Below are 18,372 nucleotides of genomic sequence, written 5' to 3'. Positions count from 1 at the left end.
ACCGCTCAGTCACCCACTTCTCCGCTGTGTCTCCCCCGCGAGAGCCGTGCGTGAACCGACAGTTCAGAACGCGAGTCTGTCGATCAGGCGGCGGAGGGGGCCGCTGTCGGTCCGCGGATGGACCTCCACGACCGCCTGCCCGGCACCGTCGATCGCCGCGCGGGTCGCCCGGGCGCGTCCCGAGCGGTGGGCCGTCAGGCCACCTGCCCAGCTGTGGACGACGAGATTGCTCGCGGGGTCCTCGGTCGCGACGGTGGCGTCGATAGCGTCGCCGCGGGCGAAGGTACAGGCGGTCGGGACCGAACACGCCTCGGCGAGGTCGTCGTGGTACTCCCGGAGCACGCGGAGTTGCTCGCCGGAGTTGTCCTCGGCGAGCGGGTAGACGAACCGCAGGGCGGCCCCCGTCTCGCTGGCGATCGCGTCGCCCAGACGGACCTTCAGCGGGTCGTACGGACCGCGGGTCGTCACGAGCGAGACGGTGTCGATATCCGCGAGCTGGCCGGTCCGGACCGCCAGCGTGTCACAGTCGGCCCTGTCGGCGATCCGGGCGACGCTATCGCCGAAGACGGCGGACTCGAAGGTCGCGTCGCGGTCGACCACCAGAAGGTCCGCACCGAGGTCGGTGACGGCGTTCGCGACTGCCCGATCAGGGTGATGGCTGACGAGTTCGCCGTACTCGACGGGCGTGTCGACGTGGGCCGCGAGTTCGTCGGTCCGGCGCTCGAACTCGGCGTCGGTCACCGACTGGACATCGGCGGCGTACCGCAGGGGCGTCTGGTCGGGAACCTCGTCGAACTGGACCACCACGACGCGGCCGTCGTCGGCACAGAGCGTCGCAGCGAGATCGACCAGCGAGCGCTCGCTCTGGGCAGGTGCGCCCTCCGGGAGCGCGACGAGGACGGTCTCGCCCGGCGTCGGTTCGAGTGCCGTCCTGGTCTCCTCCATCGCCCGCTGGCCGACGGTCCGGCGCACGGATTCCCGGATCGCACCCTCGCGGGTGACCCGGCCGCGGACGTAGCCGAGATACCAGAGCACGCTCGCGACGACGATGACGACCGCACCGACGATCGCGACCGTCCCCATCTGCGTGAGCAGCGCGAGGCCGGTCACCGCGCCGAAAATCTGTGTCCACGGGTACAGCGGGGACTCGAAGGAGGGGTCGTAGGCTGCCGTGTCCGACTCGCGGAAGCCGACGAGTGCGACGTTGATGAGTGCGAACACGAGGATCTTGAACGCGCTCGCGAGTTTCGCGATTTCGAGGATCGGGACGAACGCGATCAACACCAGCATCACGAGGCCGGTCAGCGTGATCGCGTTGACTGGGGTCGTGAACCGATCACTGACGCTGCTCAGGACCGCGGGTGCGATGCCGTCCCTGGCCATCGCGAAGGGGTATCGCGAAGCCGACAGTACTCCCGCGTTGGCGGTACTGACAAGCGCCAGGAGGGCTGCGAGGACGACCGCACCGACGCCGGCGGCCCCCAGCGTCGCGTCTGCCGCGTCGGCGACCGGCGTCGAACTCCCGGCGATCGTCTCCAGCGGGACGACGCCGACGATGACGGCGACGATGAGGACGTACAACAGCGTCGTCACCCCGAGCGATCCGAGCATCGCGAGCGGGATCACGCGGTCGGGGTCCTCGACCTCCTCGGCGACGCTGGCGATCTTCGTCACGCCGGCGTAGGAGACGAAGACGAGCCCCGTCGCGGCGAAGATCCCCTCGACGCCGTAGCTCCAGAGCCCACCGTAGGACGCCGTCTCGACGGCCGGACCGCCGCCGACGACGAACCAGGCCATCGCCGCGAGCATCACGACGACGATTCCGACCTGGAGTCGCCCGGTCTGTTCTGCACCGACCATGTTGACGACGATCAGCAGCGCCGCGAGGCCCACCGCGACCGGACGGACCGGGAGGTCGAACACCAGGACGAGGTAGGGGACGCCACCGACCAGCGCGAGTGCGCCCTTGAACGACAGCGAGAACCAGGTCCCGACGCCGGCGACGGTCCCCAGCAGCGGCCCCATCGAACGCTCGATGTAGACGTAGGTCCCACCGGCTTCGGGCATCGCCGTCGCCATCTCGGCCTTGCTCACCGCCGCTGGAAGCACCAGCACGCCTGCGAACAGGTACGCGAGGATCACGCCAGCACCGGCTTCTTTGACGGCCAGCGCGGGCAGGATGAAGATACCGCTGCCGACCATCGCCCCGATGGAGATAGCGACGACTGCCGGCAGTCCGAGATCGCGTTCGAGGTCCTTCGGCATCGTCAGTCCAGATGCGTGGCGGCGAGTGAGTCCTCGAACTGTGCACACGCCGCCGCGGCGAGGACGTCGCCCTCGGGGACGGCAACGGTCGCGATGCCCTCGAACGCGTCGAGCAGTTCGGGGTCGTCGACCAGGACCGCGACGTGATCCAGATCGAACCGGGTGCGCAGTAGCTGTGCCGCCAGGAGTGCGTGGCGGTCGCGTCGCAGGACGACGACGGCACCCGCCACGTCGCTCGCGTTCGCCGCCGCGAGCGACTCGGCCGCGATCGGATCGCCGATCGTCGCGTCGACGTCACCGACGCGGGCGGCGATAGGTTCGATATCCGTGACGATACTGACTGTCGCGGTCGGTGTCAGTTCGGCTGCGATGACCGCACCAGCGAACCGGTCCGTGACGACGAGGACGGACAGTGGGTCCTGTCCCCGTGCGAGCCTCTCTCGGGATATACGTTCGGATAGCATGGGTGGAGACGACCGGCGACCCGGGGCCGCCGGGGCGTCACCGACGGTCCAGAACCGTTCATACCACAGTATTATTCCGAGAGGGGATAAATACCTAGCTTCTAGTTCCGATGCGGAAATTTAGGTAGATTGCAACTCCTATTACAGAACTACTCGTCGTCGGGGGCCGTCGAGGCGAACCGGTGGAACGGGCGGGTGTACTCGTTGCGGATGAGGTCCTCGTCGACGACCTCCAGGCCCACGTCGTTGAGGTCCCGTCCGATCCGGCTGAGGTCGTTGCTGTCGACGCCGACGACCTCGACGTGGACGTTGTCCGCCCCGGTCATCACCTCGCGAATCGCGACGACGCCGTCGACGTCGAGTGCACGACGGGCGATCTCCTCGCGTTCGTGTATCGGCGCGGTACAGACGATGAGCGTGTGGAGCTGATAGCCCGCCGCCTCGTAGTCGACATCGACGTCGTAGCCCTGGATGATCCCGTTGGCTTCGAGCTGGTCGATCCGGTTGCGGACGGTACGGGCGGAGACGTCACAGGACTCTGCGATTTCGCTTGCAGTGGTGTGTCGGGCGTCCTGCTGGAGCGCGTGGATGATCCGGCGGTCGAGGTCGTCGATCTGGTACCTGTCGTCGGTCATACCCGCCGCTTGGACGGGGCGTGGTACAAACGTTCAGGGTTCTCCGAGCCGATTCCCCGTCCCACCGAACGGCTTTTTTCCAGCGATCCCCTTCCGTGGCTATGGATCCCCCAGCCGGTGTGGTCTTCGACCTCGACGGCACGCTGTGTCAGTCCACACAGGACGAGGCGACGCTGTACGCCGCGGCCTTCGACGCCGTCGACCTGGCTCCGTTCGGTGCCGCCGAGGAGTTGTGGGCGGCGCTAGAGGGGCCGCCGGGACCGTCGAACGAGCAGTCCTATCTCGCGGCGGGGTTCCGCCGAGTCGCTGCACAGTACGGTCACAGACGCGTCCCGGCCGACGAGATGGCTGCCGGCCTGCTCGACGCCGTCGATCGGGGTGCCGTCGCGTTCCGTGAAGGTGCCGAGCGGGCGCTGTCGGCGGCCTGCGACAGCGGCCCGGTCGGTGTGCTGACCAACGGCCCGGCACACCGCCAGCGGCCGAAAGTCGAGACGCTGTGCCTCGACGAGCGCGTCGGAACCGTCTGTTACGCCGGGGACCGCCCGCGACGCAAACCGCATCCCGAGCCGTTTCTCGATGTCTGTGAGCAACTGGGAACCGCGCCCGAAACCACGCTCTACGTCGGCGACTCGCTGGCCTACGACGTCGCCGGTGCTCACGCCGCCGGCCTCCAGGCCGCCTGGTGCCCGCGAACGTCGGGCGAGGCCGAGGGGTACGAGCCCGAGTACATCCTCGGCCGGCTGGACGACCTGCTGGACGTGCTGTCGGAGACAGATCGGGTCCACCAGCCGTGACCGACGCCCAGCGCGTGCTCCGGCGCGTTGTCCCCGACCGGCCGCCCGAGACGATCACGCGGCCGCGACAGGGGAACCACAAGGAGACGGTCGTAGCGCGATACGCCGACCGACCGGCACTGGTCGTCCAGGTGGCCGACGACGCCGACGCGATCCACACGGAGGCGGTGCTGTTGGGCGCCGTCGCCGACCGGACGAGCGTGCCAGTCCCACGGCTGGTCGCGCATGGCCGGCTCGGAGACAGAGGGTATCTCGTCACCGAGTACGTCGACGGTGCGGACCTCCACGAGCGGTTCGTTAGACTGTCGCCGGAACGGCGACGAACGATCACCCGGCAGTTCGGAACCGTCCTCGCGCGGCTCCACGAGGCGTTCCCCTTCGCGTCGGCCGGGCCACTGTCAGTCGACGAGACGGGATCGCTGGTCGCGGCCGGGCTGACACCACCCGAAGCGTTCGCCACCACCGCAGACGACGGCCTGGCGGCGCTTCCCCCCGCGTTCGACGATCTGCGCCCCGCGCTGGCGTCCACGCTGGAACCACCATCCGAGATGCGCCGACCGCGGCTGTTCCCCTGGGACCTCCGGCCGGGGAACGCGCTCCTCTCCGACGGCGGTCTCGCTGCAGTCCTCGACTGGGACCACCCCTGCGCCGCCGATCCGGCGCTGTCGGTGGCCAAGACCGAACACCTCGTCGCCCGATGGTACGGCACCGACCCGGAGCCACTCCGGTCGGCGTTCCGCGCCGGCTATCGCGATGTGCGCTCCCTCCCGGCGGTCCCGCGAGCCTACCGCGTCGCCGCCGTCGTCACCGCTGCAGTCGATTCCGAGGGAGTGGTGACCCGGCCCCACTACCCCGAACGGACGGGCGACGACGCGGTCACGGTCCATCGGCAGTGGCTGACCGAGTGGCTGGACGCCGACGGAATCGAATAAACGGAGTTTAAGTCCATCCCCCCAAACGGGCAGGTATGGACGACCGAACCTACACAGCGGACGCCGAACCCGGCGAGACGGTCACCGTCGCCGGCTGGGTCCACGAGCTTCGCGATCTGGGTGGTATCGCCTTCCTCATCCTGCGGGACACGACCGGGAAGATCCAGGTCAAGTTCGAGAAAGACGAGATGGACGAGGACCTCGTCGAGACCGGGCTGAACGTCCACCGGGAATCGGTCATCTCGGTCACCGGCGCCGTCGAGGAGGAGCCCCGCGCGCCTACCGGCGTCGAGGTCACGCCCGAGTCCGTCGACGTCATCTCCGAGGCCGACCCCGAACTGCCACTGGACCCCTCGGGGAAGGTCGACGCCGAACTGCCCACGCGGCTGGACAACCGGACGCTGGACCTCCGCAAGCCCGAGGTCAAGGCCATCTTCGAGATCCGCGCCGAGGTCCTCCGCGCGGTCCGGGACGCCTTCCGCGAGATCGGCTGTACCGAGATCAACACGCCGAAGATCGTCGCCACGGGGACCGAGGGCGGCACCGAGCTGTTCCCGATCACGTACTTCGGCCGCGAGGCGTTCATGAACCAGAGCCCCCAGCTGTTCAAGCAGCTGATGGTCGGCTCCGGCCTCGAACGGGTCTTCGAGATCGGCCCGATCTTCCGTGCCGAGGAGCACAACACCCCCCGGCACCTCAACGAGGCCACCTCGATCGACTTCGAGTCGGCCTTCTTCGACCACACCGAGGCGATGGACGCCTGCGAGCACGTCGTCAAGTCGGCCTACGAGGCCGTCGCCGAGAACTGTCAGGCCCAGCTCGAAGCACTGGACCTGGCCGACGACTTCGAAGCGCCGGAGGGCGAGTTCCCGCGACTGACCTACCAGGACGCCATCGACCGCATCAACGCGACCGGCGAACTCGACGAGCCGCTGGTCTGGGGCGACGACCTCTCGACGGAGGCCGAGCACGTCCTCGGTCAGGAGGTCGGCGAGCACTACTTCATCACCGACTGGCCCAGCGAGATCAAGCCCTTCTACATCAAGGACCACGACGACGACGAGGCGGTCTCGACCGGCTTCGACATGATGCACCCGTCGATGGAACTGGTCTCCGGCGGCCAGCGTGAACACCGCTACGACCAGCTCGTCGCTGGCTTCGAACAGCAGGGCCTCGACCCCGAAGCCTTCGAGTACTACACCAAGATGTTCCGGTACGGCATGCCGCCACACGCCGGCTGGGGCCTCGGTGGCGAACGGCTCATCATGACGATGCTCGGGCTGGAGAACATCCGGGAAGCGGTGCTGTTCCCGCGAGACCGTCAACGGCTGAGTCCGTAGGACTCACCGTTGACTGGCGAGCGGGAGCCAGAGAGGCGAGTAGAGCGAGTCTCTCTCTGTTCCCGCGGGATCGTCAACGACTGAGTCCCTGAGACAGGACCGCTACCGATCGAGACTCGTCGATCAACTCGTTCTGACGTACCGCTTCGAGTCGGAGTCGATTTGCCCGACATCGGGTCGGCAGACCTGTCAACTGAAGACGAGAACGGCCGTTCTCCGAGCCTTTATTCCAGCGGCTACGAGTCCTGCAGCTATGCCCACGTCGAACACGACAGTCACGGATGCACTGCCGATCAACACGACGGTATCGGTCGATCGACTCGCCCCGGTAGTCGCTCGGATCGCGCTCGCAAGCGTGTTGCTCGCCCGCTCGCTGGCACGCTTCGGCATCGGGCCGCGGGACCACCACAGCGTCAGCTACTTCGTGTTCCTGTTCCAGCAACAGGGGCTCCCAGCGCCGACGCTGTTCGGCTGGGCGATCACGCTCGCACAGCTGCTCGCGGGCCTGTTGCTCCTTGTCGGCGTACTCACCCGCGTCGGAGGACTGCTGGCCGCCGTGGCGATGGGTACGATGACCGTCCTCGTCCGACAACCGACCGGGGTCGACATGGAGTTCTACGTCGCGGCGACGGCGACCGCTCTGGGACTGGCACTCGCGCTCTGGGGTGCCGGCCAGTTCTCGTTGGAACGGGCCGTCCTCGGACGTGAACTGCGTCCGCTCGGCTGGCTGAGCGACGTCCTCGGCGCGGCTGGACTCCGTAATCGACTCGACGCGTTCGATCCCAGTGAGTGGGCGCCGGTTCCGGCCAGACTATCAGTTTCCGTCGTGGGAATATACGAGGGGCTCGGCCGGTTCGGTATCGGACTCCTGGGACGCCCTGCGGACCCGGTGAACCCGATGTTCGGAGTCCAGCAAGGATTGTCGTCCCTGCCGCTCGTTCCGGCGACGACACCGATGCCGACGGTGATCACTGCCGCCGAACTCGGCTGCAGTCTCCTGCTCGTCGTGGGTGTGCTGACCCGGTACAACGCGCTCGCGGTCGCCGGACTGTTCGGCGGTGTCTTCTACCTCGTGCTCCCGGCGGGCTACGCCGGCAGCAACGCGGTGACCCTGGAGGTCATGGCACTCACTATCCTCGGCGCGCTCGCACTGGCGCTCTCGGGCGCCGGACGACTCTCGCTGGAGCGCGCCGTCTTCGGACGAGAGCGTTCGGTGGGGGGATGGCTCCATCAGCGACGGTGAGTCATCCATTCGTTTCGTACACACGTCGTTCGGCCGGAACGTTTATTTCCCACAATTACCGACCGCCGCAAGTGGTAGACGACGTCCAGTTCCGCAAGGCCAGGCCCGACGACGCGGGCACGATGCTGTCGGTCAAGCGTGCAGCGATCCTCGGCATCGAGGACGAGCGGTACGACGAGCGTCAGTTACGGGCCTGGGCGCCCGACGAAGAGAACTTAGACGCCTTCGAGGCCTCCCCGTCCGCGGACCAGTACGAGATCAGGGTCGCTACCATCGACGAGACGGTCGTCGGATACGGCGTCCTCCAGCTCCCCGAACAGCGACTCGACGCGCTGTTCGTCAGCCCGTTCTACGCCGGTGTGGGAATCGCGACGACGCTGTTGAAGCAACTGGAGACCGCTGCCCGGTTCGCCGGCATCGAGACGGTCGAACTCTCCGCCTCGCTCAACGCCGTCGAGTTCTACGAGCGCAACGGCTACGAGCAGGTCGGGACGAGCGAGCGCGAGATAGACGGCGTGACAGTGCCGTTCAGGACCATGCGTCGCCGGATCGCACCTGAAATCCCACAGAATGATGGCTGAGGGGTTTTGCCGCCGTCGCGGGACGTTCCGATACCGATGTCGACGTATCGGTTCACCTGCCCCGACTGTGGGGCCCGTGTCGAGGTCGACGCCGGGGCGCGCGAGCGACTGCTGGCGGCCGGCTGTCCGGTCTGCGGGGCCGCCGTCGGCACCGCGGCGTTCACCGTGGCGAACACGTTCGGGACAAGCGTCTGACCGACAGCAGCCGTCCACTCCAGTATGGCCACGGAACAGCGTGACGCCCGGACGCTCGACGTCAGGACCATCGACGGCGAACCGTTTCCCCACATCATGAGCGCGCTGGGCGACCTGGGGGACGAGGAGTCGCTCGAACTCGTAAACAGCTTCGAGCCGGTCCCGCTCTACGAGGTCCTCGCAGCGCGCGGCTACGCCCACGAGACGGAACAGGTCGCCGACGACGAGTGGCACGTCCACATCGAACCGGCCTGAGATGAGCGCGCCGCGGGTCACGCGCGGGGCCCGCAGGTTCGTCGCCGCCAGCGCCCTGTTCTTCCTCACGTTCCAGGTCGCGATGGCCGTGGGGGCGACCCGTCGCACCGTCGTCGTCCTCGGCCTGTACGGCTTCGTCCTGCACGTCCTGTTCGGGAAGGCATACGCGCTGGTCCCGACGTACTTCGAGCGAAATCTGGCGTTCCCGCGGGCACCGTCCGTCCAGTTGCCGCTGTCGGTCGTCGGGACGCTGGGGCTGGCGGGCGCACAGATCGGGCCACCGTGGCTCGGGGCCGCGGGAGGGGTACTCTGGGGACTGGGCGCAGCAGTGTTCGTCGGCACGGTCGGCTGGACGATCAGGACCAACCGCACCGGCGCAGCCACGGGGACCGGCGGCGCGAACGCCCACCGGGAGCCGGTCGACCGACTCGCCAACGCGGTCCTCCCGATCGGGTTGCTGTACCTCGCAGCGGCGGCGGTCGCCGTGGCACTCCCCGTCGTCGGCGACACCTGGCTCGTGCCGGTACAGATATCGCACCTCCTGGCGGCCGGTACTGCGGCGCTGTTCGTGTTCGGTGTCGGACTCCGACTCTTCCCGCGCTTTCTCGTCACCCGGCCGCCCCGCACACTCGTCTGGCTCGTGTTGCCGACGGGCGCGGTGGCGCCCCTGCTGCTGGCCGGCGGGCTGTTCGAACGACAGTTGCTCCTCGCTGGCGGCGTCCTCGAAGCTGTCGCCATCGTCGGGTTCGCGGTGACCTACGCCGTCCTGTTCGTCCGCTCGGACCGGCGCCGTGTCGGCTTCTACGCCGTGCTCGCCGCCGTCGGCTTCGGGGTGGTCGGCGTGGCGCTCGCGCTGACAGCAGTGCTGGCCGGCCGTGACGCGACGCTCGTCGGCGCACATTTCCGAGCGATGCTCGCGGGCTTTCTGGGGCTGACCGTCGTCGGCGCGACGTTCCAGTTCTACCCACCGACCGTCGGCCAGAGTGCGCTCTCGTCGGACCGGACGGCACTGCTCGCTATCGGACTGTTGGTCGTAGGACTCGGGGGGCAGCTACTCGGGGTGCTCGGTGGTATCTCGGAACTCGCGGCCGCTGGCGGGCTCTGCGGTGTCGCCGGGGCCGGCCTGTACGGCTGGCTCCTGCTGGCCGCGTTCCGCCGGCAGGGCTAATCGGTGAGGATCGAGTCCATGAGCTTGGTCTGGGCCGCCGCGAGATGCTCGGCGAACGTCGAGACCGAGATATCGAGCGCCTCTGCGACCTCGCCGGCGTTGGCCCCCTTCGGATACTCGAAGTAGCCCATCTCGACGGCCGTCTCCAGAACCTCCCGCTGGCGGTCGGTGAGGACGTTCCGGTCGACGACGGTGGTGTCCATCGCCGTCTCCTCGCCGTCACGGCGGAGCGAGCGCAGCGAAACCCCTTCGTAGAGGTCCTTCAGGCGCGTGACGATCGCGCGGACGCGGTCGACGTCCGGTGCGTGGAAGGTCAACAGGAGTCGGCCGTCGACCGAGCGGATGTCCGCGACGGGACACTCGAACGTCTCGACGGCCTCGCAGACACAGTCGGTCCGGTCGCGCTCGAAGCGGAAGCGACCGCCGTCGCCCGCGGCGAACACCTGTTCGGCACCCGGATACGCCTCGACGACGTCGGCGTCGCCGTCCGTCGTGAACTCCTCGACGACGTGCCCGTCGCCCTGTGGACTGCTGCGCGAGACGTCCGTCACCGAGGCGCCGACTTCCTCGGTGACGTCCGCGACGGGACACGCACCGGGGGAGTCGACCGACAGTTCGACCCTGATACCCGAGTCACTCATATCCGAGTGTGCGTACCACTGCCATAAAACGGGGGTCGCCCGTTCCCAGTGACTGAAAAACCCCCTCAGAGCGAAGGTTGTAGATTGGTTCCGGTACCGCTGACCGCGGACCCGGGGCGTCCTACGCGGTCGCTACAACGCTCTCTCAATCAGCCGGGTGCTGGTCGGGAATCGACCCCTCGTAGCCCGGTGGCACGTAATCACACAGCGGGTCCGACGCCAGTGGATCGCCGCTCGTCGCGTAGGCACGGGACCGACTGCCGCCACAGACGCCGCGGTATTCGCAGGCCCCGCACTTCCCCGAGAGTGCGTCGTCGTCACGGAGCGACTGGAACAACTCGGAGTCGCGGTAGATGTCGACGACGCTCTCCTCGCGGACGTCGCCGGCCGACTTCGGCAGGAACCCCGAGGGGAACACCTCGCCGGTGTGGCTGACGAACGCGAACCCCTTACCGGCGCGGACGCCCATCCGCCGGGTCGGGCCGCCGTCCTCGGCCTGCTGCATCCCGACGCGACGGTAGTGGGGTGCCTCGGTCGTCTTGACGCCGAACGGCGCCTCGGCGCTGACCGTCTGGAGCCACTCCATCACCCGCTCGGCTCGGTCCGAAGAGATGGGCGTCAGGACGCGGCCGCGGCCGACCGGGACGAGGAAGAACACCGACCACAGGACGGCACCGAGATCGGCGACGAGGTCCCGGATGGCGGGTAACTGATCGACCGTCTCCGCACAGACCGTGGTGTTGATCTGCAGCGGGATGTCGAGGTCGTCGGCCGCCCGCGCGGCCGCCATCGTCGCCTCGAAGCTCCCGCCTTCCCCACGGAAGGTGTCGTGTGCGACGGCGTCGCCGCCGTCCAGCGAGAGGGCCAGCCGCCGGAGACCGGCATCGGAGAGGTCCGCCAGCGGCTCGCGGGTGACCGACGTGGTCCCGCTCGGCGTCAGCGTCATCCGGAGCCCCTGGTCGGTGCCGTAGTCGACGAGTTCCACCACGTCGTCCCTGGCCAGCGGGTCCCCGCCGGAGAGGACGACCAGCTGTCCCTCCCCGAACTCGCGGGCGTCGTCGAGCAGCGCCTTCCCTTCGGCGGTCGTCAGCTCCTGGGGATGCCGTCGGGGCTGGGCGTCGGCCCGGCAGTGCTTGCAGGCCAGCTCGCAGGCCTGGGTCAGCTCCCAGATGAGCACTAGCGGCCGCTCGTCGAGGTCCATGTCCCCGTACATGATCACAGGAACACCCGGGTGACGTGGCCGCCACAGCCACACTGCTGGACGTACTCGATACCGATCTTGTCGCCGAACTCGGCCCGGAGCGGCTCGAACAGGTACCGCTCGGGATGGCCGTTCTCGCCGTGAGTCACCAGGTTGACGTGATTGCCCGCGGTCGTGTGTTCGATAGCCGTGATGGCCTGCTCGACGACCACCTCGCGGTTCTCGGCGTGGACCGGTTGCTCCAGGTTCGCCGACCAGGAGTTGTCGTGGACCGCCTCGGTCACCGGCGGCACGTCCTCGTGGGCGTGGCTCATACCGGGACGTTACGTCGCCGCGGCGGTCCGTCCTGTCCCGTACATGTTCGGGTGGTTATGCTTGGAGCCGATCGGCCAGCCAGTCGAACTGTGCGTTCAGTTCCTTGCGTCGCTGGCGGTCGACGACCGTCGAGTCCAGCAGTTGGCCCACGACGGCGAGGTCGAGTGCCGCGTACTCGGTGGTCGCCGTCACCGTCGTCCCGCCGTCGGTCTCCTCGACGTGGTACTCGGTCCGCATCGACTCGAAGACGCCGTCCCGTTGCTCGTAGGCCAGCGCCGTCTCGGCGTCGACGACGTCGAGGACGAGTTCGATGTCGAACAACCCGACCCGGTTGTTGATGGTGATGGTGTCACCCTCGACGGAGACGTCGTCGAACCCCGCACCGAGCATGAACGCTTCGAGGTCGGCCATCGCGTCGCGGACAGCCTCGGGACCGGCGTCGAACGTTCTGGAGACCGAGACACGTTCCATATCGGATGGCGACCGGCCGGCGGGATAAGCCTTCGCCAGGGCCGCACATGTTCGTCTTCGAGCTCTTTCCGCTGGAGAGCGAACTCGCCCGGCGTGCGCCGCTCGTCCGCGCGAACAGGGAGGTTCTGTGTACCATCGAGGCGTTGCCGGGCGCGACGGCTCCAGCGGGGCCGCGAGGCCCTCGACGAGTACCGGCGGCTGCTGGACGCGGTCTGAGAGACTAGCCAACACACTGATAGCTGTGGCACCCTAACCGAACATGTTCGGCAACACGGCCCAGTGGGGCCACCGAATATATTCGGGTAGGAACGATGCCACGCGCTGAACTCACGCTCACGGTGCCCGACGACATCTGGATCGGCGACGTCTCCCGGCAACACGATGTCACCGTCAGAGTGCTGGCCGCATTGCCCGGCGAGGAGTCCGGGGTGGGCCTCGCAGAGGTCACCGCAGCGGACCTCCCGGCCGTCCTGCGGGACATCGAGGGGCGCGACCCGGTCACGTCGATGGAGATCCTCTCGAACCGCGAGGACACGGCGCTGATCCAGTTCGAGACCTCGACGCCGCTGCTGTTGTTCCCGATCCAGGGATCGGGTATCCCCCTGGAGATGCCGTTCACCCTGACCGACGGGCAAGCCATCTGGGAGATCACGGCCCCACGGGAGCGACTCTCTGAACTGGGCGAACAACTCGACGAGTTCGGCATCCCCTTCACCGTCGAGAAGGTCCAGCAACACGTCACCGAAGAACCGGTGCTGACCGAGAGCCAGCGCGAACTCGTCCAGACGGCCGTCGAAGAGGGATACTACGACACGCCACGCCGGTGCTCGCTGACGGAACTGGCCGAGACGGTCGGTATCGCGAAGTCGACCTGCAGCGAGACGCTCCACCGGGCCGAAGAGCAGGTCCTCAAACGGTTCGTCGCCGAACTGGAGGCCGCGCCGAGTCGAAGCGCGTAAGAATCCCCGCTGTGACTGACTCGACAATGAGCAACGACGCGGCCGAGGTTCACGAGAACGCCGAGCAGGACGTCATCGCAGTCGACGCCGACGACAACGAGGAGGGGCTGGTCAACCGACTCGACGCCCACACCGGCGACGGCGTCCGCCACCGCGCCTTCACTGCGCTGCTGTTCGACGAGAACGACCGGATCCTGCTGGCCCAGCGAGCCGCCACCAAGCGCCTCTGGGACACCCACTGGGACGGTACCGTCGCCTCACACCCCGTCCAGGGCCAGACACAGGTCGAAGCGACCCGCGAGCGACTCGAAGAGGAGCTGGGCATCTCGCCGGAACAGTACGACAACCTGCGGGTCACCGACCGCTTCGAGTACAAACGCTACTACGAGAACGCCGGCCTGGAGTGGGAGGTCTGTGCCGTTCTGCAGGCCACGCTGCACGACACGACACTGGACCCCAACCCCGAAGAGGTCGACGGCCTCATGTGGGTCCCCTACGAGCGCCTCCGCGAACACCCCGAGTACTACCGCCAACTGCGTCTCTGTCCGTGGTTCGAGATCGCGATGCGACGCGACGAGGAACGGTAGACGGTACGCTTTTTCCACTTCTGGGTGACTGGTGGGTATGCTCTCCGGGTTCCTCTGGGAGTTCGTCCTCCCGCTGTCTGTCGTCGCGGTGGTCCTGGCAGCCGTCGACCGGTATCAGGACGTCGGCCTCGTCGCCTCCCTCCGGGCCGACCGCGAGCGGGCGGCAGGGGCAGCGGTACTGCTCGGACTGGTCTGTGGGCTCACAGCCCTGACCTACGCACTGGGCTCGCCACCCCCGCTGGGCGGTCGCGACGACGGGATCACGGCCTACCATCTCGGCCTCGTCGTCGCCGCCGCCGGCGCGTTCATGCTCGTCCACGGCGGGCGACACTACCGGGTCGCGACGACGATCAGGAACGCTGCCGTCGTGACGCCCGGTGATCTCCCGTCGTCGGGGACTGTCGCCGTTACCGGGACGGCCGAGGCCGTCGGCGCAGGGACGGTGACGGCGCCACACAGCGGCCGGTCCGTCCTGGCAGTCGAGGCCGGCCGGGTCGCCGGGAGCAACTACGGAAGCCCGGACACCACCCGCGCGCAGGGACTCTTCGACGTCGAGCGCAGTGAGACGCCCTTCGACCTCGTCGGCGAGTACGGGCAGGTCCGCGTCGACCCGTCCGGGGCCAGTCTCGCCTTCCTGTACGGCGAAGTCGAGGATGGCGTCCTCGAACGGGCAGTCGCGCCGGGCGACGAGGTGGTCGTCGTCGGGCGGGCCGACACCGGCCGCCTGGTCGACCCCGTGGTCGTCGCGTCGGCGGGGAACCGGAACCTGCAGCGGTTCGCCAGCAACATCCCTCGCATCGGCGTGGCCGGTATACTCGTCTTCCTCGGCGGCGCCATCGTGATGTCGCTGACGGCCGGCGTCCTCTGAGAAGTAACCCCCTCTCCGTCGAATATCAACCCTGTTGCGAGTCGTCCGTCGGCGGGTCGGTGGCCGGGAGGCCGACGGCGACGGTCGTTCCGGGGCCGTCCTCGAACGAGAGGGTCCCGCCGACGTTTCGGACCACCCAGGCGACCAGCCACAGGCCGACCCCGGAGCCGTGTTGGAGCGGTGTCTCCTCGCCCGCCTGGATCACCTCCCGTTCGTGGGGGGCGATACCAGGCCCATCGTCCGCGACCGTGACGACGACGGCTGGCGGTTCCTCACGGCGGTGAACGTCGATCTCGACGCTGACCGTATCGCCGCCGTCGGTTCGGCCGGTCGCTGCTGCCCCACCCTCCGTCCCCGCTCCAGCGTGGGTGTCGTCCCGGCCGTGTTCGACCGCGTTGTCGACGAGTTCCTCGAAGGCCAGCGAGAGCGAGGGGGCACCCGAGACCCAGACGTCGTCGGCGCACGACAGGGAGATGTCCGCTTCCGGATAGGTCTCGCTGGCCGCCGCGACGAGTGGATCGAGCAGACTCGACAGACGGACGGGACGGACGGCCTCGTCTTCCAGGGACTCGGAGACCTGGCCGATCTTGTTGCTGCGGTCGACGACAGTGTCGACCGTCTCCCGGATGCGGTCGATGCGGCGCCGTTCCTCGTCGCCGACCTCGTCGGCAAGCATGTCGGCATTGCCCCGGACGACGTTCATCTCGTTGCGGATGTTGTGCCGCAGCAGGCGGTTGAGGACGTCGATGCGCTGCTCACGCTGGCGCCGTTCGGTGACGTTCCGGAGGCTGACGAGGTGGCCCGAGACGACCCCGTAGGCCCGGTACAGCGGCGTCACCCTGACGTCGTAGTAGTGAACGACACCGTCCTGCTCCAGTTCCGTCTCCGTCTGGGCATGTTCGCCCGGTTCGGGGACCGTCGCCGACAGCGCCGGGAGCAACGCAGCGAGGGTCTCGCCCTGTATCTCGTCCCGCTCGCAGTCGAACAGCGTCAGTGCGGACTCGTTGACGTCGACGATCCGCCCCGCCTCGTCGACGATGACGACCTGGTCGTCCATCTCGGCGAAGACCGCCTCGCGGCCCAAATCACGCGTCACCGGCGCCACGTCGAGCAGTTGTCCACGTAACAGCGCGCCCGACAGCACGACCCCCGAGACGACGTAGCCGAGGCTCGTCGGGTCGAACTGTATCGCGAGTAGATCCAGGACGTACAGCGCCTGGGCGACGGTCGGCGCGGTGATCGCGAGCAACAGGACGAGTGCCTGGCCCCGGAACGACTCGTTGGTACGGAACATCGTCTTGACCAGCAGGGCGCCCCCGCCAAGGATCAGTGCCAGGATGTACGCGAGATGGCCCCAGTAGACCAGTGTCCACTCGGGCGCGAGCGCGCTGGTGCCACCGAGCAGCGTCGTCGCGCTTCCCTCCCAGACGAGCCTGTGGGCCGGGTTCGACCAGACGAGCGTGACGAACACACCGGGTTCGACGAGCAAGAGCGCGAGGCGCCGTCTGTTGAGCCACTCCGGACGTCCGCTGTATTCGAGCACGGTCGCCAGCCAGGCCACCGGGATGACGACCGAGAGGGTCAGCTGGGCCTGGAACAGCCAGCGCATCGTCGCGATGTCGGGGACGGCCAGTTCCAGCCCGTGTGCGACGGCCCACAGGCTGGCCGCGACGACGAACGCCGCGAGGGGGCCCGCACCCGGGCGGTCGCGGTGGAGCCAGACCAGGAAGGCGACACACATCCCGAGAACGGCCGCCAGGAGGACGACCGAGAGGAGCATCGAGCGGAGCTACAGCGAACCCGAGCATAAATCGTTCCCCGGCGTTACAAGCAATGATACTGTGGTGCGCTCACACGCGCCGCGACCGGAGCGCGGACCACACTGCCACAGCTCCCAGACCGAGCGCCGGGATCAGCGGGAGCGTCAGGTAGGCATCACGGAGCGTCAGCCCCAGCGAGCGGACCACACCCTGTGCGGCCGGCAGGAAGAGGATAGCCCCAGGGACGACGATGAACGCGACGAACAGGACCCCGACGAGGAGCCAGCCGTGCCAGCCGAACTCGCCAGGCTCGGCCTGCCGCGGGGGTTCGCCGCTTGGTCGGTCGTAGCCGCTGGCAGTCTCGTCGGACCCAGATTCGTCGGTGACCGTCACCGAGCCGTCGCTGTCGATGGTGACGCGTTCGTCCGCCGCGTCGTCACTCATGACGCGGTGTGGGCAATGACGGCGGCCCTGTGACCGTGCTCACGACGCTTCATGGCCGACAGTCGGGCCAGCGGCCGCAAAACGCTGGCGGTCCATTCCGGTGGCCACGGGCTATTTATCCGCCGCTGTACACGTACCACCATGGTCGATTTCCAGTCACGGGATACGCGGCGGGGGGTCAGCGACGAGTCCGACGAGGACCGGGACGACGAGGGCGACACAGCGGACGACCGGGAGGAAGAACAGTCGCAGTCGACCGACGAGTCACAGTCGACCGAGCAGGAACCCAGCGGGGCAGCGCCCGTGGGTCGGGAGTCCGACCAGATACCCTCGGTGGAGCAGAACGCGGGCGAGACAACACCAGCAGAGGAGCCAGCGGACGACACACAGGAGCACCAGACAGCACCGCCCACGAGGGAGCAGCAATCGGCGCCGAACACCGAACCGGCAGTGACCGACGAGCCCTCGGACACCGGCCCGATAGCGAGCGACCACATCGAGCGCGGAACGGCGACCGCAGATACGGCACGCGGCGGGGTGCGTCCGGTCGAGGTGGCACTCGTGACCGTCGGGGACGCGACGACGCCCGAGGGCGATCCCAACCCGGTCACCGAACGACTCACCGACAGCCTGACGACGGCCGGCCACACGGTGACGGCGACACGGGAGCTACAGGGCGGGTACGACGAGGTGCAACAGGCCATCGACAGCCTCGTCGCCCGACCGAACGTCGAGGCCGTCGTCAGTGTCGGCGGGACCGGGGTCGCACAGTCCGACGTCGTCATCGAGGCGGTCCACCCGCTGTTCGAGAAGGTCCTCCCCGGGTTCGGTGAAGTCGTCAGGAACCTGCTGTTCTACCAGGCCGGGACGGGTGTCGTCGGTGTCCGAACGGCGGCAGGAATTACTGGTGGGTGTCCGGTCTTCTGTCTCCCTGGCGAGCGGAAGCTGGCGAACCGGGCCGTTCAGGAGGTCGTCGTGACCGAAGCACCGGCGATCGTCGCCGAACTCGAATAGCGGGGTTCGGACCGGTTTTCGCCGCGAAATCGACCGCATAAAACGAATAAAACGTGTTAATCGCCGTCCGGTTCGATAAAACGGGTGAACCGACGACGCTCTGTCTCGCTTGACCGACTCGGCCTCCCAGTTGCCGCTAAACCACACAAGACCGTCTAGAATCGGCCGTACAAACGCTCTAAACCGAATGAAGAGCGTAAATCGCTTCCTACCTTCAAGTAGTTCTCGCACACCAGGTGA

General features: G+C 67.9%; 21 protein-coding genes. 12 read left to right on the top strand and 9 right to left on the bottom strand.

Going from position 1 to position 18,372, the window contains the following annotated elements:
• Nucleotides 1-63 precede the first annotated feature (63 nt).
• The 3 genes from Hhyl2_RS01420 to Hhyl2_RS01410 all read right to left on the bottom strand — a co-directional run bounded on the left by Hhyl2_RS01420 (nt 64) and on the right by Hhyl2_RS01410 (nt 3,364).
• Entirely contained in the window at nt 64-2,265 is a 2,202-nt protein-coding gene (locus Hhyl2_RS01420) for an APC family permease (RefSeq protein ID WP_483548927.1), read from the bottom strand.
• Between the two features lie 2 nt (nt 2,266-2,267).
• Nucleotides 2,268-2,729: an NAD-binding protein gene (locus Hhyl2_RS01415; RefSeq protein WP_483548926.1), complete on the bottom strand. Its 462-nt coding sequence runs from the start codon at nt 2,727-2,729 to the stop codon at nt 2,268-2,270.
• Nucleotides 2,730-2,878: 149 nt separating this feature from the next.
• Nucleotides 2,879-3,364, bottom strand: coding sequence for an Lrp/AsnC family transcriptional regulator (locus Hhyl2_RS01410; protein ID WP_483548925.1), 486 nt, complete (start codon nt 3,362-3,364; stop codon nt 2,879-2,881).
• A gap of 101 nt (nt 3,365-3,465) precedes the next feature.
• Between Hhyl2_RS01410 and Hhyl2_RS01405 the strand changes: the two genes are divergently transcribed.
• The 8 genes from Hhyl2_RS01405 (at nt 3,466) to Hhyl2_RS01370 (ending at nt 9,872) form a co-directional block, all read left to right on the top strand.
• Nucleotides 3,466-4,158: an HAD family hydrolase gene (locus tag Hhyl2_RS01405; RefSeq protein WP_483548924.1), complete on the top strand. Its 693-nt coding sequence runs from the start codon at nt 3,466-3,468 to the stop codon at nt 4,156-4,158.
• Nucleotides 4,155-5,090, top strand: coding sequence for a phosphotransferase family protein (locus Hhyl2_RS01400; protein WP_483548923.1), 936 nt, complete (start codon nt 4,155-4,157; stop codon nt 5,088-5,090). The genes Hhyl2_RS01405 and Hhyl2_RS01400 overlap by 4 nt, the downstream gene beginning before the upstream one ends.
• A gap of 35 nt (nt 5,091-5,125) precedes the next feature.
• Nucleotides 5,126-6,430, top strand: a complete 1,305-nt coding sequence (gene aspS, locus Hhyl2_RS01395; RefSeq protein WP_483548922.1) for an aspartate--tRNA(Asn) ligase — start codon at nt 5,126-5,128, stop codon at nt 6,428-6,430.
• 253 nt (nt 6,431-6,683) lie between these two features.
• Nucleotides 6,684-7,673: a DoxX family protein gene (locus Hhyl2_RS01390; protein ID WP_483548921.1), complete on the top strand. Its 990-nt coding sequence runs from the start codon at nt 6,684-6,686 to the stop codon at nt 7,671-7,673.
• Nucleotides 7,674-7,744: 71 nt separating this feature from the next.
• The gene (locus Hhyl2_RS01385) at nt 7,745-8,254 is read left to right on the top strand and encodes a GNAT family N-acetyltransferase (protein WP_483548920.1); all 510 of its coding nucleotides are present in this window, start codon (nt 7,745-7,747) and stop codon (nt 8,252-8,254) included.
• Nucleotides 8,255-8,290: 36 nt separating this feature from the next.
• Entirely contained in the window at nt 8,291-8,449 is a 159-nt protein-coding gene (locus tag Hhyl2_RS01380) for a zinc ribbon domain-containing protein (RefSeq protein ID WP_483548919.1), read from the top strand.
• Between the two features lie 24 nt (nt 8,450-8,473).
• Nucleotides 8,474-8,704 (top strand): DUF2249 domain-containing protein, encoded by a 231-nt coding sequence (locus Hhyl2_RS01375; RefSeq protein WP_483548918.1) that lies wholly within the window; start codon nt 8,474-8,476, stop codon nt 8,702-8,704.
• A 1-nt stretch (nt 8,705) separates the two neighbouring features.
• The gene (locus Hhyl2_RS01370; RefSeq protein ID WP_483548917.1) at nt 8,706-9,872 is read left to right on the top strand and encodes a hypothetical protein; all 1,167 of its coding nucleotides are present in this window, start codon (nt 8,706-8,708) and stop codon (nt 9,870-9,872) included.
• Here Hhyl2_RS01370 and Hhyl2_RS01365 read toward each other — a convergent pair.
• The 4 genes from Hhyl2_RS01365 to Hhyl2_RS01350 form a co-directional block, all read right to left on the bottom strand.
• Entirely contained in the window at nt 9,869-10,513 is a 645-nt protein-coding gene (locus Hhyl2_RS01365) for a helix-turn-helix domain-containing protein (RefSeq protein ID WP_483548916.1), read from the bottom strand. The genes Hhyl2_RS01370 and Hhyl2_RS01365 overlap by 4 nt on opposite strands.
• A gap of 145 nt (nt 10,514-10,658) precedes the next feature.
• Nucleotides 10,659-11,726 (bottom strand): radical SAM protein, encoded by a 1,068-nt coding sequence (locus Hhyl2_RS01360; RefSeq protein WP_483548915.1) that lies wholly within the window; start codon nt 11,724-11,726, stop codon nt 10,659-10,661.
• A gap of 2 nt (nt 11,727-11,728) precedes the next feature.
• The gene (locus Hhyl2_RS01355; RefSeq protein WP_483548914.1) at nt 11,729-12,028 is read right to left on the bottom strand and encodes a CGCGG family putative rSAM-modified RiPP protein; all 300 of its coding nucleotides are present in this window, start codon (nt 12,026-12,028) and stop codon (nt 11,729-11,731) included.
• Nucleotides 12,029-12,083: 55 nt separating this feature from the next.
• Nucleotides 12,084-12,500 carry an SRPBCC family protein gene (locus Hhyl2_RS01350; protein WP_483548913.1) on the bottom strand — a complete coding sequence of 139 codons (417 nt, stop codon included), beginning with the start codon at nt 12,498-12,500 and terminating at the stop codon, nt 12,084-12,086.
• A 311-nt stretch (nt 12,501-12,811) separates the two neighbouring features.
• Here Hhyl2_RS01350 and Hhyl2_RS01345 point away from each other — a divergent pair, with 311 nt between their 5' ends.
• From Hhyl2_RS01345 to Hhyl2_RS01335, 3 genes are read left to right on the top strand one after another with little or no spacing between them, the layout of a single operon-like run.
• Entirely contained in the window at nt 12,812-13,459 is a 648-nt protein-coding gene (locus tag Hhyl2_RS01345) for a helix-turn-helix domain-containing protein (RefSeq protein WP_483548912.1), read from the top strand.
• Between the two features lie 26 nt (nt 13,460-13,485).
• The gene (locus Hhyl2_RS01340; RefSeq protein ID WP_483548911.1) at nt 13,486-14,046 is read left to right on the top strand and encodes an NUDIX hydrolase; all 561 of its coding nucleotides are present in this window, start codon (nt 13,486-13,488) and stop codon (nt 14,044-14,046) included.
• Between the two features lie 37 nt (nt 14,047-14,083).
• Complete coding sequence (locus Hhyl2_RS01335; RefSeq protein WP_483548910.1) at nt 14,084-14,914, top strand: hypothetical protein; 831 nt, start codon at nt 14,084-14,086, stop codon at nt 14,912-14,914.
• A gap of 25 nt (nt 14,915-14,939) precedes the next feature.
• Here Hhyl2_RS01335 and Hhyl2_RS01330 read toward each other — a convergent pair whose 3' ends face one another.
• Both Hhyl2_RS01330 and Hhyl2_RS01325 read right to left on the bottom strand, forming a co-directional pair.
• Nucleotides 14,940-16,694, bottom strand: coding sequence for a histidine kinase N-terminal 7TM domain-containing protein (locus tag Hhyl2_RS01330; RefSeq protein ID WP_483548909.1), 1,755 nt, complete (start codon nt 16,692-16,694; stop codon nt 14,940-14,942).
• 70 nt (nt 16,695-16,764) lie between these two features.
• Nucleotides 16,765-17,118, bottom strand: coding sequence for a DUF7977 family protein (locus Hhyl2_RS01325; protein ID WP_483548908.1), 354 nt, complete (start codon nt 17,116-17,118; stop codon nt 16,765-16,767).
• A 141-nt stretch (nt 17,119-17,259) separates the two neighbouring features.
• Between Hhyl2_RS01325 and Hhyl2_RS01320 the strand changes: the two genes are divergently transcribed.
• A complete protein-coding gene (locus Hhyl2_RS01320) occupies nt 17,260-18,132 on the top strand; it encodes a MogA/MoaB family molybdenum cofactor biosynthesis protein (RefSeq protein ID WP_483548907.1) in 873 nt (290 codons plus the stop codon).
• Nucleotides 18,133-18,372 lie beyond the last annotated feature (240 nt).

The sequence above is a fragment of the Haloarcula sp. H-hyl2 genome, from assembly GCF_056934385.1.
This window is presented reverse-complemented; position numbering and strand designations above follow the sequence as displayed.

Coding starts and splice junctions, on each gene's coding strand:
- Hhyl2_RS01420 (WP_483548927.1), bottom strand. CDS start 2,265: ATGCCGAAGGACCTCGAACGCGATCTCGGACTGCCGGCAGTCGTCGCT.
- Hhyl2_RS01415 (WP_483548926.1), bottom strand. CDS start 2,729: ATGCTATCCGAACGTATATCCCGAGAGAGGCTCGCACGGGGACAGGAC.
- Hhyl2_RS01410 (WP_483548925.1), bottom strand. CDS start 3,364: ATGACCGACGACAGGTACCAGATCGACGACCTCGACCGCCGGATCATC.
- Hhyl2_RS01405 (WP_483548924.1), top strand. CDS start 3,466: ATGGATCCCCCAGCCGGTGTGGTCTTCGACCTCGACGGCACGCTGTGT.
- aspS (WP_483548922.1), top strand. CDS start 5,126: ATGGACGACCGAACCTACACAGCGGACGCCGAACCCGGCGAGACGGTC.
- Hhyl2_RS01390 (WP_483548921.1), top strand. CDS start 6,684: ATGCCCACGTCGAACACGACAGTCACGGATGCACTGCCGATCAACACG.
- Hhyl2_RS01380 (WP_483548919.1), top strand. CDS start 8,291: ATGTCGACGTATCGGTTCACCTGCCCCGACTGTGGGGCCCGTGTCGAG.
- Hhyl2_RS01375 (WP_483548918.1), top strand. CDS start 8,474: ATGGCCACGGAACAGCGTGACGCCCGGACGCTCGACGTCAGGACCATC.
- Hhyl2_RS01370 (WP_483548917.1), top strand. CDS start 8,706: ATGAGCGCGCCGCGGGTCACGCGCGGGGCCCGCAGGTTCGTCGCCGCC.
- Hhyl2_RS01365 (WP_483548916.1), bottom strand. CDS start 10,513: ATGAGTGACTCGGGTATCAGGGTCGAACTGTCGGTCGACTCCCCCGGT.
- Hhyl2_RS01360 (WP_483548915.1), bottom strand. CDS start 11,726: ATGTACGGGGACATGGACCTCGACGAGCGGCCGCTAGTGCTCATCTGG.
- Hhyl2_RS01355 (WP_483548914.1), bottom strand. CDS start 12,028: ATGAGCCACGCCCACGAGGACGTGCCGCCGGTGACCGAGGCGGTCCAC.
- Hhyl2_RS01350 (WP_483548913.1), bottom strand. CDS start 12,500: ATGGAACGTGTCTCGGTCTCCAGAACGTTCGACGCCGGTCCCGAGGCT.
- Hhyl2_RS01345 (WP_483548912.1), top strand. CDS start 12,812: ATGCCACGCGCTGAACTCACGCTCACGGTGCCCGACGACATCTGGATC.
- Hhyl2_RS01340 (WP_483548911.1), top strand. CDS start 13,486: ATGAGCAACGACGCGGCCGAGGTTCACGAGAACGCCGAGCAGGACGTC.
- Hhyl2_RS01335 (WP_483548910.1), top strand. CDS start 14,084: ATGCTCTCCGGGTTCCTCTGGGAGTTCGTCCTCCCGCTGTCTGTCGTC.
- Hhyl2_RS01330 (WP_483548909.1), bottom strand. CDS start 16,694: ATGCTCCTCTCGGTCGTCCTCCTGGCGGCCGTTCTCGGGATGTGTGTC.
- Hhyl2_RS01325 (WP_483548908.1), bottom strand. CDS start 17,118: ATGAGTGACGACGCGGCGGACGAACGCGTCACCATCGACAGCGACGGC.
- Hhyl2_RS01320 (WP_483548907.1), top strand. CDS start 17,260: ATGGTCGATTTCCAGTCACGGGATACGCGGCGGGGGGTCAGCGACGAG.